The organism is Pseudomonas sp. TMW22090 (assembly GCF_022496665.1).
Lineage (GTDB): Bacteria > Pseudomonadota > Gammaproteobacteria > Pseudomonadales > Pseudomonadaceae > Aquipseudomonas > Aquipseudomonas gregormendelii.
Map to the genome: position 1 here is coordinate 1 of NZ_SCFH01000006.1, position 16429 is coordinate 16429.

15 protein-coding genes, 4 tRNA genes and 1 riboswitch are annotated in these 16429 nt (G+C 59.3%); of the genes, 5 read left to right on the forward strand and 14 right to left on the reverse strand.

Features of this window, described 5'->3' with window-relative positions:
- On the forward strand, positions 1-227 hold a 227-nt coding region (locus tag EQV97_RS17270), incomplete at its 5' end, for a hypothetical protein (RefSeq protein ID WP_240889348.1).
- Between the two features lie 2 nt (positions 228-229).
- On the opposite strand, the gene EQV97_RS17275 is transcribed toward EQV97_RS17270, so the two are convergent.
- Positions 230-306 (reverse strand) — tRNA-Arg (locus tag EQV97_RS17275).
- A 279-nt stretch (positions 307-585) separates the two neighbouring features.
- Here EQV97_RS17275 and EQV97_RS17280 point away from each other — a divergent pair.
- The 3 genes from EQV97_RS17280 to EQV97_RS17290 all read left to right on the forward strand — a co-directional run bounded on the left by EQV97_RS17280 (position 586) and on the right by EQV97_RS17290 (position 1841).
- A complete protein-coding gene (locus EQV97_RS17280) occupies positions 586-819 on the forward strand; it encodes a hypothetical protein (protein ID WP_122840237.1) in 234 nt (77 codons plus the stop codon).
- A gap of 22 nt (positions 820-841) precedes the next feature.
- A complete protein-coding gene (locus EQV97_RS17285; protein WP_240889349.1) occupies positions 842-1021 on the forward strand; it encodes a PA3371 family protein in 180 nt (59 codons plus the stop codon).
- Positions 1022-1514: 493 nt separating this feature from the next.
- The gene (locus EQV97_RS17290) at positions 1515-1841 is read left to right on the forward strand and encodes an Arc family DNA-binding protein (protein ID WP_003178899.1); all 327 of its coding nucleotides are present in this window, start codon (positions 1515-1517) and stop codon (positions 1839-1841) included.
- A gap of 103 nt (positions 1842-1944) precedes the next feature.
- Here the strand turns inward: EQV97_RS17290 and mgtE are convergent, their stop codons facing one another.
- The 8 genes from mgtE to ltaE all read right to left on the reverse strand — a co-directional run bounded on the left by mgtE (position 1945) and on the right by ltaE (position 9877).
- Positions 1945-3387 (reverse strand): magnesium transporter, encoded by a 1443-nt coding sequence (gene mgtE, locus EQV97_RS17295; protein WP_240889350.1) that lies wholly within the window; start codon positions 3385-3387, stop codon positions 1945-1947.
- 527 nt (positions 3388-3914) lie between these two features.
- A tRNA-Arg gene (locus EQV97_RS17300) sits at positions 3915-3991 on the reverse strand.
- A gap of 71 nt (positions 3992-4062) precedes the next feature.
- A tRNA-Arg gene (locus EQV97_RS17305) sits at positions 4063-4139 on the reverse strand.
- 107 nt (positions 4140-4246) lie between these two features.
- Positions 4247-4337, reverse strand: a tRNA-Ser gene (locus EQV97_RS17310).
- Between the two features lie 62 nt (positions 4338-4399).
- The gene (csrA, locus tag EQV97_RS17315; RefSeq protein WP_002554426.1) at positions 4400-4588 is read right to left on the reverse strand and encodes a carbon storage regulator CsrA; all 189 of its coding nucleotides are present in this window, start codon (positions 4586-4588) and stop codon (positions 4400-4402) included.
- Positions 4589-4774: 186 nt separating this feature from the next.
- The gene (locus tag EQV97_RS17320; RefSeq protein ID WP_031319071.1) at positions 4775-6016 is read right to left on the reverse strand and encodes an aspartate kinase; all 1242 of its coding nucleotides are present in this window, start codon (positions 6014-6016) and stop codon (positions 4775-4777) included.
- A 91-nt stretch (positions 6017-6107) separates the two neighbouring features.
- Positions 6108-8726, reverse strand: coding sequence for an alanine--tRNA ligase (alaS, locus tag EQV97_RS17325; protein WP_122840234.1), 2619 nt, complete (start codon positions 8724-8726; stop codon positions 6108-6110).
- Positions 8727-8872: 146 nt separating this feature from the next.
- Positions 8873-9877 (reverse strand): low-specificity L-threonine aldolase, encoded by a 1005-nt coding sequence (gene ltaE, locus EQV97_RS17330; protein WP_240889351.1) that lies wholly within the window; start codon positions 9875-9877, stop codon positions 8873-8875.
- Between the two features lie 268 nt (positions 9878-10145).
- Positions 10146-10316, forward strand: a riboswitch (FMN riboswitch).
- A gap of 102 nt (positions 10317-10418) precedes the next feature.
- Here ltaE and EQV97_RS17335 point away from each other — a divergent pair.
- Positions 10419-10928 carry a 6,7-dimethyl-8-ribityllumazine synthase gene (locus EQV97_RS17335; RefSeq protein WP_045057445.1) on the forward strand — a complete coding sequence of 170 codons (510 nt, stop codon included), beginning with the start codon at positions 10419-10421 and terminating at the stop codon, positions 10926-10928.
- A gap of 108 nt (positions 10929-11036) precedes the next feature.
- Here the strand turns inward: EQV97_RS17335 and astE are convergent, their stop codons facing one another.
- From astE to astA, 5 genes are all read right to left on the reverse strand, one after another.
- The gene (astE, locus tag EQV97_RS17340) at positions 11037-12047 is read right to left on the reverse strand and encodes a succinylglutamate desuccinylase (protein WP_122840232.1); all 1011 of its coding nucleotides are present in this window, start codon (positions 12045-12047) and stop codon (positions 11037-11039) included.
- A 12-nt stretch (positions 12048-12059) separates the two neighbouring features.
- Positions 12060-12350, reverse strand: a complete 291-nt coding sequence (locus EQV97_RS17345; protein WP_045057447.1) for a hypothetical protein — start codon at positions 12348-12350, stop codon at positions 12060-12062.
- Positions 12351-12401: 51 nt separating this feature from the next.
- Positions 12402-13748: an N-succinylarginine dihydrolase gene (gene astB / locus EQV97_RS17350; protein WP_122840231.1), complete on the reverse strand. Its 1347-nt coding sequence runs from the start codon at positions 13746-13748 to the stop codon at positions 12402-12404.
- Positions 13749-13908: 160 nt separating this feature from the next.
- Positions 13909-15378, reverse strand: a complete 1470-nt coding sequence (gene astD, locus EQV97_RS17355) for a succinylglutamate-semialdehyde dehydrogenase (protein ID WP_240889566.1) — start codon at positions 15376-15378, stop codon at positions 13909-13911.
- Positions 15375-16400 (reverse strand): arginine N-succinyltransferase, encoded by a 1026-nt coding sequence (gene astA, locus EQV97_RS17360; RefSeq protein ID WP_122840229.1) that lies wholly within the window; start codon positions 16398-16400, stop codon positions 15375-15377. The genes astD and astA overlap by 4 nt, the downstream gene beginning before the upstream one ends.
- Between the last annotated feature and the right edge of the window lie 29 nt (positions 16401-16429).

Genomic DNA, 16429 nt, shown 5'->3' on the forward strand with positions numbered 1-16429 from the left:
TGTTTGCCAATGTCGATACCGAGAAGCGTCATCGTATTCATGAGAGATCCTCCGCCGAAAACGAGAAAAGCCCTGCAAGCGTAAACCTGCAGGGCTTCTCGGTCAGGCTGACCATCTCATTAAACCCCGCTTGCGCAACGCAAGCGGGGCTTTTTTACTCCCATCGCCATACTGCTTTCGCAGCAACATTTCAGCTAATCAGAGTAAGGGCTCAAGAGCCTGAATAATGTGGTGTCCCAGGGCAGGTTCGAACTGCCAACCTTCCCCTTAGGAGGGGGATGCTCTATCCAATTGAGCTACTGAGACACTGATCGCCACCGTTCTTGCGGAGGACGGCCTGCATGTTAACGGCCAGTTCCCCGTTTGTCATGTCGTACCCTTCCTTTTTAAGCGTAGGCATTTTCGTCAGGAAATTCACGCCCATCGTGCAGATTGCACCAGGACAAAAATCCCATTCTTGCAAAATGCAATGCCGGCCTGCCTACCAATAGCACTAACCTATTGATTTTATTGATATAAAAGCCGATAAATCATTGGCATGCTGCCTGCTTTAACTGCTTTCATACACAAGCGGAGGCCAGCCTCATGAACAGCACTCTATTAGTAGCCAATGCAATCGCCCTGGCGATCGTATTGGGTGTTCATTTTGCTCCGAAGAATGACGAGGTCGCTGCCAACCAGCGAACGCCTCACTACCTTCAGCTGCAAAGGGCTCCTCAGCTTGCCGTCATGAACAACCCAACCCGCGCATCCGCACAGGACGCGAGTCAGGCGATGGCGGTCGCCATCACGCCATCTTCGGATCGCCTGGTTTTTTGAATTTTTTCATCAGGAGTACAGCATGTCCAAATGGGCCACAGGATTTCTCGCCTTATGTCTAATGAGCGGCATGTTGCATGTGGCCCTGACCGAGGACACCCTCGTGACTGCGCCGCTGGTTGTGTGCGCAGTATCTGGCATCCTGTTCCTGCTGGCGCTGATTGCTGGTCGCAAAATCAAGTTTGATCCCGTACTACGCTAACGCCTGCGAATCGAATTGCAATCTCCAAGGGGTCCTCAAAGGGCCCCTTGGCTTTTCCCCAGGCAGCTTCATCATCGCCCAGCGTCCGGATAAGGCAGGCCCGACTGCCATCCATCCTGAATATCCCCTCCCCCACACGTCCTCCCTAGTAAATCGGCCAATTGCCACTACTCTCTAATAGAGGGCGCAATGAGGGCGCGCTTTGACACGAGCTTATGAGGTCTTCGGACATCATCCGCCAGGGAAGCAGGCAACCGGAGACGCGGACCCGCCAAACTTACCAACCAGTCCGCATTTCTGATAATTGGTGCTGGCAGAAAGCCTTTATCCGGTTCAATATTTGTCACAGAATTGACGCCAACGAACTGGCAATCTTGAGGCATCATGCGGGCTTCTATCAATTCAGGTTGAACATTTGGCCCGAACGCTTGTCCTATCAGACATCCTGCGGCCAATCCCAAGAACCGCTCCCCTGAACTAACCGGTTAAATATATGCGCCCATTGAAACAGGCAATTTATTCCAGCCGTACGGCTGACAAGTTTGTCGTACGTCTGCCAGACGGAATGCGTGAACGCATTGCCGAAGTGGCTCGCAATCATCATCGCAGCATGAACTCCGAAATTATTGCTCGCCTTGAGCAAAGCCTTATTCAGGAAGGTGCGCTGGGCGAAGAGCTGAGCATGCGCCTGGACAGCCCGGAGCTGTCACTACACGAACGCGAACTGTTGCAACGCTTCCGCCAACTTTCTCATCGCCAGCAAAACGCGCTGGTTTCACTGATCGCCCATGACGCCGAGATGGCTGCAGACGCGTCCTGATTCAGCCGAATTCCCCAAGCCAGCTTAATTGCTGGCTTTTTTTTGCCTGAAATCCAGGCGTAAAAAAACCCGCCTGATGAGGGCGGGTTTTTAGCTCTGCAGGTCAAAGCAGGAAGATAGTAGCCAGCCCCAGGAAGATGAAGAAACCACCGCTGTCGGTCATGGCAGTGATCATCACGCTGGCACCCATTGCCGGGTCTCGTCCCAGCCGGGCCAGCGTCATGGGGATCAGCACCCCCATCAATGCTGCAAGTAACAGGTTCAGCGTCATGGCGGCCGTCATCACCACCCCCAACGACCAGCTGCCGTAGAGCAGATAGGCAACGATGCCGATAACCCCACCCCACACCAGCCCGTTGATCAGGCCTACCGCCAGCTCCTTGCGCATCAATCGCGAGGTATTGCCGGTACTCACCTGGTCCAGGGCCATGGCCCGAACAATCATCGTGATGGTCTGGTTACCCGAGTTGCCACCAATACCCGCCACAATCGGCATCAATGCCGCCAGTGCTACCAGCTTCTCGATCGAGCCTTCGAACAGGCCGATGACCCGCGAGGCGATGAAGGCGGTGACCAGATTCACTGCCAGCCAGGCCCAACGGTTACGCAGGGACTTCCAGACGGACGCGAAGATGTCTTCCTCTTCACGCAGACCCGCCATGTTGAGTACTTCGTTTTCGCTCTCTTCACGGATCAGGTCGACCATCTCATCGATCGTCAGACGACCTATCAACTTGCCGTTCTTGTCGACCACGGGTGCGGAGATCAAGTCATAACGCTCGAACGCCTGGGCCGCGTCGTAGGCATCTTCGTCCGGGTGAAAGCTCACCGGATCGCTGGCCATCACTTCAGCAACCTGCTTGTCGGGGTCGTTGACCAGCAGACGCTTGATCGGCAGGACACCCTTGAGCACGCCGTCGTAGTCGACGACAAAAAGCTTGTCGGTATGACCCGGCAACTCTTTCAAGCGCCGCAGGTAGCGCAGGACCACTTCCAGGCTGACATCCTCGCGGATCGTCACCATCTCGAAGTCCATCAGCGCGCCAACCTGTTCCTCGTCATAGGACAACGCGGAGCGCACGCGCTCGCGCTGCTGACTATCGAGGGTTTCCATCAGCTCGTGCACGACGTCGCGCGGCAGTTCGGAGGCCAGGTCAGCCAGTTCGTCGGCGTCCATGTCCTTGGCTGCTGCCAGGAGCTCGTGATCATCCATGTCGGCGATCAGGGTTTCACGAACCGAATCAGAAACTTCGAGCAGGATGTCGCCGTCGCGATCGGCCTTGACCAGCTGCCAAAGCGTCAGGCGGTCATCAAGCGGCAGCGCTTCGAGGATGTAGGCGACGTCGGCGGAGTGCAGGTCATCGAGCTTGCGTTGCAGCTCGACCAAGTTCTGCCGGTGAACCAGATTTTCGACCCGTTGATGGTGCGGCCCTTCCTGACGGTGAGTCAGGTCTTCGACCACACGTTGGCGCTGCAACAGCTCAACGACTTGAGCGAGGCGATCTTGCAGGCTTTCTTGCGTTTTCTTTACTTCAACTTCAGACATAGGCGAGCTCCACTCCCAGCAGCGGGGCACGCCGGGAGGATCAATCAGTCAATTCATGATTGGACAATCGGGATTTCAAGTGACTCTTTAAGTAACTACTGGGTAAGTCCATGAAGGTATTCCACAAGCCCCGGCGGGGCTGACGGGCGCAATCATACACCGCCGGGGAGTTTTAAACGTTAAAAAATCGCGGCTGGAAACAAGCGCTTGCAAGACAAACCTGAGTGCCGCCCTGACCGTTTAATGTGCGACGACCCATGGCGAAGAGAAAACACAGTGCTTGAGGAAAATGTAGCGGCCACCCTCCTCTAGGACCGTCATGGAGAACGATTAATGCCATCGCTTGGCTATTATTTTTCCTGGCTGGATTTTTCTGCCTGCCAGGCCCGCGCAGCCGCCACGACATTTCACCACTGCGAAGCGAGGCCGCAGCGCGGCGGTGCAATCGGATGAGAGAAGGGGCATCGCGGAAGAAGGCAAATCCCAGACGGCAAAAAGCCCGCTTTAGAGGCGGGCTTTTTGGTGTTTGGTGCACTCGACAGGATTCGAACCTGTGACCGCTCGGTTCGTAGCCGAGTACTCTATCCAGCTGAGCTACGAGTGCATTTGTGTTTTTATACCAGATCACAACTGGTTGGAGCCAAGTTATTCGCATTGCTGCAAACAACTCTTAAATGGTGCACTCGACAGGATTCGAACCTGTGACCGCTCGGTTCGTAGCCGAGTACTCTATCCAGCTGAGCTACGAGTGCATTTGTTGCCGCGCATTATAGGCCGTCTAATCTCTATGTCAAACACTTTTTCTAGTAATTTCAACAACTTACCGAAAAAGCCAGATTACAACGTACTAAGCAAATAATGGCGGAGAACGGGGGATTCGAACCCCCGACACCCTTTTGAGGTGTACTCCCTTAGCAGGGGAGCGCCTTCGGCCACTCGGCCAGCTCTCCGCAACACGGGGCGTATATTAACCAGCTTCTTCCCCGTTTGCAAACATAAAAAGCGATAAAAATTAATGGCTTGGTTCTTCGTCCTTCTCTTTCTTTATACGCAGGTAAATTTCCTCACGGTGGACCGCTACCTCTTTCGGGGCGTTGACACCGATACGCACTTGATTTCCTTTGACGCCGAGCACGGTCACGGTGATTTCGCCATCACCGATAATCAGGCTTTCTGCGCACCGACGAGTCAGAATCAGCATACCTTTCTCCTCACGCATTTCATTTCAGGGACAACAGTCTGCAAAAAAAAGGCACTCGACCTACCACCTGAAAAGGTCGCAGCCCTACATGCCTGAGTATTGACCAGCGCGAGCAAAAGAACAGCCTTGGGTCGCGCCTTTCAAAAAACAGCAGGCGCGGTCAGACCGCGCCTGTTGGCAAACGCATCACTCGCCTTGACGAGCCGGTGCGTCCAGTTCGAAAGCCGTGTGCAGAGCGCGCACAGCCAGTTCCAGGTACTTCTCTTCGATCACTACGGAAACTTTGATTTCCGAAGTCGAGATCATCTGGATGTTGATGCTTTCCTTGGCCAGGGATTCGAACATGCGGCTGGCTACGCCTGCGTGGGAGCGCATGCCGACGCCGACGATCGAGACCTTGGCGATCTTGATGTCGCCCACCACTTCACGGGCACCGATCTCGCGAGCGGTGTTCTCCAGCACGGTTTGTGCGGCCTGGAAGTCATTGCGGTGTACGGTGAAGGTGAAGTCGGTGGTGTTATCGTGCGCAACGTTCTGCACGATCATGTCGACTTCGATGTTCGCGGCACTGATCGGGCCGAGGATCTTGAACGCAACACCCGGGGTGTCTGGCACGCCACGGATGGTCAGCTTGGCTTCATCGCGATTGAAAGCGATGCCGGAAATGATCGGCTGTTCCATGGTTTCCTCTTCATCAATAGTAATGAGGGTGCCCGGACCCTCCTTGAAGCTGTGCAGTACGCGCAGCGGAACGTTGTACTTGCCGGCGAATTCCACCGCACGGATCTGCAACACCTTGGAACCGAGGCTGGCCATTTCCAGCATCTCTTCAAAGGTAATCTTGTCCAGGCGCTGGGCCACGGACACCACACGCGGGTCAGTGGTGTAGACGCCATCGACGTCGGTGTAGATCTGGCATTCATCAGCCTTGAGGGCTGCTGCCAGGGCCACGCCGGTGGTGTCGGAGCCGCCACGACCCAGGGTCGTGATGTTGCCGTGCTCGTCGACGCCCTGGAAACCGGCGACAACGACTACGCGACCGGCCTTCAGGTCACCGCGAATCTTCTGGTCATCTATCTGCAAGATACGCGCTTTGTTGTGCGCGCTGTCCGTCAGGATCCGCACCTGGTTGCCGGTGTAGGACACCGCTGGCACGCCACGCTTGATCAGCGCCATGGCCAACAGTGCAATCGTCACCTGCTCGCCAGTGGAAACGATCACATCCAGCTCACGGGGAACCGGTTGGCCGTCGCCACTGATTTGCTTGGCCAGATCGATCAGACGGTTGGTCTCGCCGCTCATTGCAGACAGCACAACCACCAGGTCATCGCCGGCATCGCGGAATTTCTTAACCTTGTCGGCGACCTGCTCGATTCTCTCGACAGTGCCGACCGAGGTGCCTCCAAATTTCTGTACGATCAAAGCCATTTCAAAGCCGCCTCTGCCCATGAAGGGCGCCCAAATAATCACTCAAACAGCGCGCCGGCCCGCCACTAGACAACAGGCCGGACACCCTGCCTTATAAACCCTGCTCTACAAATGGAACAGTCAGGGCCAGGGCCGCATCCAGTGCGCCAGCGTCAGTACCACCGCCTTGCGCCATGTCTGGACGACCACCGCCCTTCCCGCCCACTGCTGCAGCGGCTTGCTTCATCAAATCACCGGCTTTGAGTTGGCCAGTCAGGTCTTTGGTTACGCCTGCAACCAGAACGACCTTTTCCTCATGGACACTGCCGAGCAGGATCACTGCGCGGCCGAGTTTGTTTTTCAGTTGATCGACCAGCGCCAGCAGCGCCTTGCCATCCTGGCCGTCCAGACGCACGGCCAGCACTTTCACACCCTTGACGTCCAGGGCGGAGGCCGACAGATCGTCGCCCGCCGCGCTGGCTGCCTTGGCCTGCAACTGCTCGAGTTGCTTCTCCAGCAGACGGTTGCGCTCCAGCACAGCCGACAGCTTGTCGATCAGGTTATCGCGGCTGCCCTTGACCAGGTTGGCCGCTTCCTTGAGTTGTTCTTCAGCAGCGTTCAGGTACGCCAGGGCGGCAGCGCCCGTGACCGCTTCGATGCGTCGCACACCAGAAGCCACACCGCCTTCGCTGATGATTTTCAGCAGGCCGATGTCGCCGGTGCGGTTGGCATGGATGCCGCCACACAGCTCGACGGAGAACGCCCCGCCCATGCTCAGCACGCGCACGTTGTCGCCGTACTTCTCGCCGAACAGCGCCATGGCGCCTTTCTGCTTGGCGGTTTCGATATCGGTTTCTTCGGTTTCAACTGCGGAGTTCTTGCGGATCTCGGCGTTGACGATGTCTTCCAGCGCTTTCAACTGCTCAGGCTTGATGGCTTCGAAGTGGCTGAAGTCAAAGCGCAGGCGCTGACTGTCCACCAGCGAACCCTTCTGCTGGACGTGTTCGCCCAGCACCTGGCGCAGGGCGGCGTGCAGCAAGTGCGTGGCCGAGTGGTTCAGCGCCGTGGCGTGACGGACTTCGGCATCGACGTGAGTCTCCACCGGCGCGCCAATGGTCAGGCTGCCCGATGCCAGTACACCGTGATGCAGGAACGCACCGCCAGTCTTGGTGGTGTCGCGTACGTCGAAACGTGCCTCGCCCGCCTGAAGGAAACCGCAGTCGCCGATCTGCCCGCCGGATTCAGCGTAAAAAGGCGTCTGGTTGAGGACAACGACCGCCTCCTGACCTTCACTCAATACGTCAACCGACTGGCCGTCTTTATAGATGGCGACAATTTTTGCCGAACCGCTGGTGGCTTTGTAGCCGGTGAACTCGGTGGCTACGTCAACCTTGACCAGGGTGTTGTAGTCCAGACCGAACGAACTGGCGGAACGTGCACGGACGCGCTGGGCTTCCATTTCGCGCTCGAAGCCGGCTTCGTCAACGGTCAGGTTGCGTTCGCGAGCGATATCCGCGGTCAGGTCCATCGGGAAACCGTAGGTGTCGTACAGCTTGAACACCACATCGCCCGGCACCACGGTGCCTTTGAGTTCCAGCAGATCCTGCTCGAGAATCTTCAGGCCGTGCTCCAGGGTCTTGGAGAACTGTTCTTCTTCGGCCTTGAGCACGCGCTCGATGTTGCCCTGCTGCTTCTTCAGTTCCGGGAACGCTTCGCCCATCTCGGCAACCAGCGCCGCGACGATCTTGTAGAAGAAGCTGCCGGTGGCGCCCAGCTTGTTACCGTGGCGGCAGGCACGACGAATGATGCGACGCAGCACATAGCCACGACCTTCGTTGGACGGCAGCACGCCGTCGGCGATCAGGAAACCGCACGACCGAATGTGGTCGGAAACAACCTTGAGCGACGACTGATCGCCATTCTCGCAGCCGATTGCCTCAGCCGATGCCTTGAGCAGGTTCTTGAACAGGTCGATGTCATAGTTGGAATTGACGTGCTGCATCACCGCACTGATCCGCTCCAGGCCCATGCCGGTATCCACCGACGGTGCTGGCAACGGATGCAACACGCCATCGGCGGTGCGGTTGAACTGCATGAACACGTTGTTCCAGATCTCGATGTAACGGTCGCCGTCCTCTTCAGGCGAGCCCGGTGGGCCACCCCAGATGTGGTCGCCGTGATCGTAGAAAATCTCGGTGCAAGGGCCGCACGGGCCGGTATCGCCCATGGTCCAGAAGTTGTCGGACGCGTACGGCGCGCCTTTGTTGTCGCCGATACGGATCATGCGCTCGACCGGCACGCCGATTTCTTTGGTCCAGATGTCATACGCTTCGTCATCGGAGGCGTAGACAGTCACCCAGAGCTTTTCCTTTGGCAGCTTCAGCACGCCGGTCAGGAAGGTCCAGGCAAAGGTGATGGCGTCGTGCTTGAAATAGTCACCGAAGCTGAAGTTACCGAGCATTTCGAAGAACGTGTGGTGACGGGCGGTATAACCGACGTTTTCCAGGTCACTGTTCTTGCCGCCGGCGCGCACGCACTTCTGGCTGCTGGTCGCACGGGTGTACGCACGTTTTTCCTGGCCCAGGAAGCAGTCCTTGAACTGGTTCATCCCCGCGTTAGTGAACAGCAGGGTTGGGTCGTTGCCCGGAATCAAAGAGCTGGAGGCTACACGGGTGTGGCCTTGCTCTTCGAAGAAGCGAAGGAAGGCTTCACGGATTTCTGCGCTTTTCATTAGGTTCTTCCACGGAGGCTGCGGCCAAAGGCCTGTTCGAAACGTCAACAGACGAAGCGACGGCAAAGGGCCGCATTATATCGGCCCTGCGCGCGGGGTACAGCGTGTTTATACGATAGAAACGGTCAATTGGACGGCTAACGCTGTCAGTTGCGTGAAAACTCGACGAATGCCGCGATCACCTGTTCGATCCCGGCGCGGTCGACGTCCATGTGCGTGACCATTCTAAGCCGCCCGGCAGCGCTGAGGCGGATACCACGCTCAGCGGCAAAGGCCTTGAAGGCCTCGGCACGGTCGCCCATGTGCACATACACCATGTTGGTCTGCACGGGCTCGACGGCATAACCCGCCTTGACCAGCCCGTTGGCCAGCCACTGTGCGTTGGCATGGTCGTCAGCCAGGCGCTGTACGTTGTTGTCCAGAGCATACAGACCTGCCGCCGCCAGCAGCCCGGCCTGGCGCATGCCACCGCCGACCATTTTGCGCAGGCGCCGCGCCTTGCCGATCAGCTCGACCGAGCCACACAGCACCGAACCGACCGGCGCGCCCAGGCCTTTGGACAGGCATACCGAAACCGAATCAAAATGCCGGGTGATCTCCCGGGCGTCCACACCCAGCTTGACCGCAGCGTTGTACAGCCGCGCGCCATCCAGGTGCAGGGCCAGGCCGTTCTCACGGGTAAAAGCCCGGGCCCGCGCCAGGTATTCCAGGGGCAGGACTTTGCCTTGCATGGTGTTTTCCAGGGCCAGCAAGCGGGTGCGGGCGAAATGGAAGTCGTCCGGTTTGATCGCTGCGGCGACATCGGCCAGGTCCAGCGAGCCATCGGCCTGGACTTCCAGCGGTTGTGGCTGGATCGATCCCAGCACGGCCGCCCCACCCCCTTCGTATTTGTAGGTGTGGGCCTGCTGGCCAACGATGTATTCGTCGCCGCGCTCACAATGCGCCAACAGCCCCAGCAGATTGCTCATGGTGCCGGTGGGGACGAACAGCGCGGCGGCAAAACCCAGGCGCCTGGCCAGCTCGGCTTCCAGTTGATTGACCGTCGGATCTTCGCCATAGACGTCGTCACCCGTCGCGGCGCGTGTCATCGCCTCGAGCATGGCGGCGGTCGGTTGGGTGACGGTGTCGCTGCGAAGATCGATAACGCTCATGAATCTGGCCTCGGTAAGCAGGGGAAATCCCTTTCAGACAGGGATTACTGCGGTCATGTGGACGAATAATCAACCCTGGTACGGGAAAAAACACAAACCCTGTGGGAGCGGGCTTGCCCGCGATAGCCGACTGTCAGTCGATAGGGTCGAAGGCTGACACATCGCTATCGCGGGCAAGCCCGCTCCCACAGGGCTATGCGTCGACTTTGGCTATGCGCCAGGCAAAAAATTGTGTTAAAAACGCTGCGCCGCCAACTTTTATGGCGGCAAACGTTCTCAGGGCGGGGTGCAACTCCCCACCGGCGGTAATTGCGCGCAACGCGCATAGCCCGCGAGCGCTTGGTGGCAGTCCCGGCTTCGGCGGTACTGGCGGCAAGGTCAGCAGACCCGGTGTGATCCCGGGGCCGACGGTCATAGTCCGGATGAAGAGAGAACGGGATTGGCGCCAAAGGGCCGTCCGCGCGCATTCGTGCGAGCGTGCGCACCCTTAAATCCCATTCGATTCATATGCCCTGTTTTTCACACAAACAGGAGTCAGAACATGCAACCCACCGCAATCGACAGCAAAAGCAAAAACCATCAGGGCGAGCGCGTCGCGTTCATCCAGGCCTGCTGGCACAAAGATATCGTCGACCAGAGCCGTAAAGGTTTCCTGGCCGAAATGATTGCCCAGGGTTACCAGGAATCAGACATCGACTTCTTCGAAGTGGGCGGCGCGTTTGAAATGCCCCTGCACGCCAAGTTGCTGGCCAAGACCGGCCGTTATGCCGGCATCGTCGCCGCAGCCCTGGTGGTGGACGGCGGTATCTACCGTCACGAGTTCGTCGCCCAGTCGGTGGTCAGTGGCCTGATGCAGGTTCAGCTGGAAACCGAAGTGCCCGTGTTCTCGGTGTCGTTGACCCCGCATCACTTCCATGCCGGTGAAGAGCACCATAAGTTTTTCTTCGAGCACTTTGTGCACAAGGGCCAGGAAGCGGCGAAGACGTGTGCCGACACACTGCACAAGATCCGCGCGTTGCGTCGCGCTGAGCCGCGGGCGTTGGCCGTCTAAACACCGAACCCCGTAGGAGCTGACGAGTGCAACGAGGCTGCGATCTCTTGATCTGAAAAGAGCAAGATCAAAAGATCGCAGCCTTCGGCAGCTCCTACAGGAACCGCGTCAGGCCAGGTTTTCGTCGGTCGTCGGCACGATCAGGATACCGGCGCGCAGGCCGTTCTTGACCTTGGGGTTGGGGAAGATGATCCGGGCCCCCTCCTCCTCGATGATCCAGCGGGTCTGGGCGATGTCTTCAGCCAGCAAGTAACCCACTTCCAATTCCGAGAAATTCTCGACGTCCGCGGGCAGGTTCAAGCGGAAGCTGTCGCTGTGCTTGATGATTTCCCGTGCCACGCTGAACAGCTGCAGGCCGTCCAGAGAGTCATCGGCCAGCTCGGGCTCCTTGCCTTCGATAATGTGCTTGAGACGTGTCTCCAGGCGATCGACATTGACCCCGTCGTTGTGCCCGAACGGTCGCGCCTTGCCCAACTCCAGGGTGAAAGACTCGGCGCCCAGCTTATCGTAGGTGAACGAGCTGAATACGATCGACGGCTTGTTCTGCAGCAACACCGCCTCCATTCCCGCCGCGCGCAAACGCGCCAGCTCCTTGCGCGAATGCTGGCGACCTTCCTTCCAGGGGTACAGGGCGAACTGCTCGATCTTCGAGCCGCGAATGGCGGTGTGCAGGTCGTAGTGCAGGCGCTCGCGGTCGGGCAGGCTGAAAAAGCTCGCGGCCAAACGCTCCAGCTCACAGGCGCGCAGGGCTTCGGAACCGCTGCTTTGTTCATGACGGCCGTTGAACAGCCGATTGACGTCCTGCTCGATAAAGCGCTCACCCTTGCGAATCGCTTCCGGGTTGCCGAACAGGAAAAGAATACGGGCGCGCGGCTTCAAGTCGCCGCGGGCGATGTCATGCAACAGGCGATCGAGCAGCTCGATCGGTGCTGTTTCGTTGCCATGGATACCGGCTGACAGCAGCAGGTCCAGGCCGTTGTCGCGAGCTTCGGGGGGCCGGACTTCCAGCGCCCCCTCGCTCAACCAGCGCATCCGCACGCCTTCGACAGTCAGTTGAGTCTTCTCCGCCGGTTCGCGGCCGGCGAGGGTCAGTTCAAGCAGTTTGCCGAGGGCGAGCATAGAGCGACTTCCTTAATGGTCGTGATTGCAATCCGGGCCGTGCACGTGTTCCTCGTCGTCGCCGAGGTCAGCCGGTTCCATTTCCAGTTGCAGACTTACCAGATTAGTCGCCAATGGGCGCAGCAGCAGGTTGGCGTATTCGGCGTCACCTTCTTCGACGTCCACACCGATCAGCAACTGGCCACGACCATCCTGCTGGATCCACAGCTCTTTGCCTTGCCACATGACCGCGACGCGGGTGCAGGACGTTTCCAGTTGCGTGCCGTCGGTGTCTTCAAGGATCAGCTGCAGGGTATCGCTCATGTTCTTTTACGCTCTCTAAAGGAGATGAAGCGGCGCATGCAGCGCCGGCGTTCAATTGATCTGGAATGGATAAACCGCGCCCAGTTTAAGGATTTGCGTCAGTTCATCCAGTGCCGTCCGGCATTCAAGCAGCAATTGCGGGTCCGCAAGATCGCTCTCGGCCATGCGGTCGCGGTAGTGCTTGTCGACCCATTCGGTCAGCGAGCCGTACAACGGTGCCGTCATGATAACGCCTGGATTGACCGCCGCCAGTTCCGTTTCATTCAGCGCGACGCGCAACCTCAGGCAAGCCGGGCCACCGCCGTTTTGCATGCTTTGTTTCAAATCGAAGACTTTGACTTCACGGATCAGCCCGCCCGAACTGGTCAGGCCCTGCAGGTATTGCCATACCCGCTCATTGCCACGGCATTCTTCCGGCACGATCAACAGCATCGAGCCGTCGGGACGGGTCAGCAACTGGCTGTTGAACAGGTACGACCGAACGGCGTCTTCCACGGTGACCGCAGAACGCGGTACACAGATCGCCTGAAAATTCCCGCCTGCCTTGGCGAGTTTTCCGTGCAGCTCGGCGAGCATCTGGTCGGTGTCGAGGAACGCGTCCTCGTGATAGAACAGCACCTCGCCGTTACCGACCGCGATCACGTCGTTATGGAACACGCCCTGATCGATCACCGCAGGGTTCTGCTGACCGTAGACCACCGCGTCGTCACTCAGGCCGTGCAGGCGCGCGACCGCCTGGGAAGCTTCGAGGGTCTGGCGCGCCGGGTACTTCTGCGGAGCCGGGTAACGGGTATCGAAGGCACTGCGGCCGAACACGAAAAACTCGACGCCGGCTTCGCCGTATTCACGACAGAAACGCGTGTGGTTAGCCGCGCCTTCATCGCCGAACTGCGCCACGGCCGGCAACGCGGCGTGGTGAGCGAAGTGCTGCTGATCAGCAAACATCGCCCCCAATACGCGACTGGTGGTCGGGTGTTCGATGCTGCGGTGATATTTGCAGTTGAGGTTGGCGGCGGTGAAGTGCACTCGACCGTCGGCAGTGTCGGCGCTCGGGCTGACGGTGGCGGCGTTGGCCACCCACATGCTCGACGCCGAGCAACTGGCGACCAGCAAGGGCATGGCGTCCTTGGCGGCGCGCTCAATCACTTGCGCATCGGTGCCGCCGAAGCCCAGGCGCCGCAGGGCGGCTACGTCCGGCCGTTCCTGAGGGGCGAGGACACCTTGCTGAAAGCCCATTTCCATCAGCGCTTTCATTTTCGCCAGGCCTTGCAGCGCAGCTTCCTTCGGGTTCGAACACTGCTGGCTGTTGCTCTGGGACGCGACGTTGCCGTAGGACAGGCCGCCGTAGTTATGGGTCGGCCCCACTAGACCGTCAAAATTGACTTCATAGGATTTCATCAGCGAGGCTCCACGAGAATTCTGTTGTTAGGCTTCAGTAACCGGATTTGAGACCGAGGCGTGGCCATCGCCAGCAGGCGGCTCCCACAGGGATTTGCGTCGTACACACAGTGTGTAAACACCACCGAACCTGTGGGAGCCAGCCTGCTGGCGATTGGCATCACGCCATTTTCACGCCAGGCGTGAGGGCGGCAGGCAAGGTCAGGCTCGGCGTTTCCAGCGATGCCACCGGGTACGCGCAGTAATCTGCCGCGTAATAGGCGCTGGCACGATGGTTACCCGAGGCCCCCACCCCGCCGAACGGCGCACTGCTGGCCGCGCCCGTCAGCTGCTTGTTCCAGTTGACGATACCGGCCCGGCTTTCCAGCCAGAACTGCTGGTAACGCGCTTCGGAATCCGAGAGCAAGCCGGCGGCAAGGCCGTATTCGGTGTCGTTGGCCTCGGCGATCGCCGCTTCGAAATCAGCGTAGCGAATCACTTGCAGCAACGGTCCGAACAGTTCTTCGTCAGGACGCTCGGCCACGGCCGTTACATCCAAAATGCCTGGGGTCAGCAAGGCAGCCTGAGCCTGTGGCTGGGTCATTTCCAACAGCGCCATGGCGCCATTTGCCAGCAGATGCGCCTGCGCATCCATCAGGGATTTGGCCGCAGCCAGGGAAATGACCGAGCCCATGAACGGCGCCGGTTGCTGATCAAAAGCGCCCACTTCGATGGTCGAAGTCACCGCCACCAGGCGTGCCAGCAACGAGTCGCCCCAGGCGCCCTGGGGCACCAGCAGGCGGCGCGCGCAGGTGCAACGCTGGCCGGCAGAAATGAATGCCGACTGGATGATGGTGTAGACCGCCGCATCCAGGTCAGCCACCTGGTCAACCACCAGTGGATTGTTACCGCCCATCTCCAGCGCCAGGATCTTGTCCGGCCGACCGGCAAATTGCTGGTGCAGGTGATTGCCGGTGCGGCTCGAACCCGTGAAGAACAGGCCGTCGATGCCAGGGTTCGCCGCCAGGGCAATCCCGGTTTCGCGAGCACCCTGCAGCAGGTTCAACACGCCAGCCGGCAGGCCGGCTTCGATCCAGCATTTAACCGTCAGTTCGGCGACTTTGGGCGTCAGCTCGCTCGGCTTGAACAGCACGCTGTTACCCGCGAGCAAGGCTGGGACGATGTGGCCGTTGGGCAGGTGACCGGGGAAGTTGTAAGGCCCGAACACCGCGACCACGCCGTGTGGCTTGTGGCGCAGCACGGCAGTTGCGTCGCCCAGAGGGCCGCTCTTCTCACCGGTACGCTCACGATAGCTCTGAATCGAGATGGCAATCTTGTTGACCATGCTGGTCACTTCGGTCGCCGATTCCCAAAGCGGTTTGCCGGTTTCTTCGCCGATGGTCCGTGCCAGCTCGTCAGCGTGATTTTTCAACGCGGCGGCGAAGGCCTCCAGCACACTGATGCGCTCGTCCAGGGTGCGCCGAGCCCAGCCCGGGAACGCCTGACGCGCGGCTTGCACGGCGGATTCCACTTGGGCAGCGCTAGCGCCTTCACCGGACCAAAGCACTTGCTGGGTCACCGGGTTCAGCGACTGGAACGCTTCGCCCTGGCCAGACAGCCACTCACCTGCAATGTATAGCGAATTCATTATTTCGACTCCCGGGCAGCGGACAACGGAACGGCGCGCACCTGGTCGCCGGCGTTGAGTTGAAGGCGTTTGGCGGTCAGCGGGTCGACCACCAGGGTGCCGGCGGCGAAGCGTGCGGGAGCGGCAGTGATCCGGCAGTCTTCGCGCTTGCGGTTGTGAATCAGGAAAGGCGTGGCGTCGTCACCCGGGGTGCCGATGGCCAGCACCAGCGGCTGGCTGTCGCGCACTGCGCGGATCTTCGTGGTTTCGCACTCCACTGCCGGGCCTGCGTCGAAGATGTCGACGTAGCCCTGGTAGCTGAAACCTTCGCTCTTGAGCATGGCCAGTGCCGGCTCGGTGTCCGGGTGAACCTGCCCGATGATGTTGCGCGCATCCGGCGACAGGAAGCAGGTGTACAACGGAAATTTGGGCATCAGTTCGGCGATGAAAGCCTTGTTGCCGACGCCGGTCAGGTAGTCCGCCTGGCTGAATTCCATCTTGAAGAAATGCCGCCCCAGGCTTTCCCAGAACGGCGAGCGCCCGGCTTCGTCGGACATGCCGCGCATCTCGGCAATGATCTTGTTGCCGAACAGCTGCGGGAATTCGGCGATGAACAGCATCCGCGCCTTGGCCAGCATGCGTCCGTTGAGGCCGTTGCGGTAATCGGCATGCAGGAACAGCGAGCACAGCTCGGAGTTGCCGGTCAGGTCGTTGGCCAGGAACAGCGTCGGAATCTCGCGATAGATGTTCAGCTCTTGCGAAGCGCTGACCGTCAGGCCAACCCGGAAGTTGTACCAGGGCTCACGCAGGCCGACCGCGCCGGCGATGGCGGAAATGCCCACCACGCGACCGTTGTCATCTTCGAGCACGAACAGGTAGTCCGCATCGCCCCGCCCGGCTTCTCCGCGAAAGGTCTTCTCGGCCCAGCCGACCCGGTGGGCCAGCCGCTCTTCATTGGCCGGCAAGGTGGTCAGGCCGGTGCCAGTGCTGCGGGCCAGGTCGATCAGAGCGGGTAAATCGCTGCTGCGTACGGGACGAACGATCATGCTATCTCCTCAGTCGGGTCGCTTGCGCC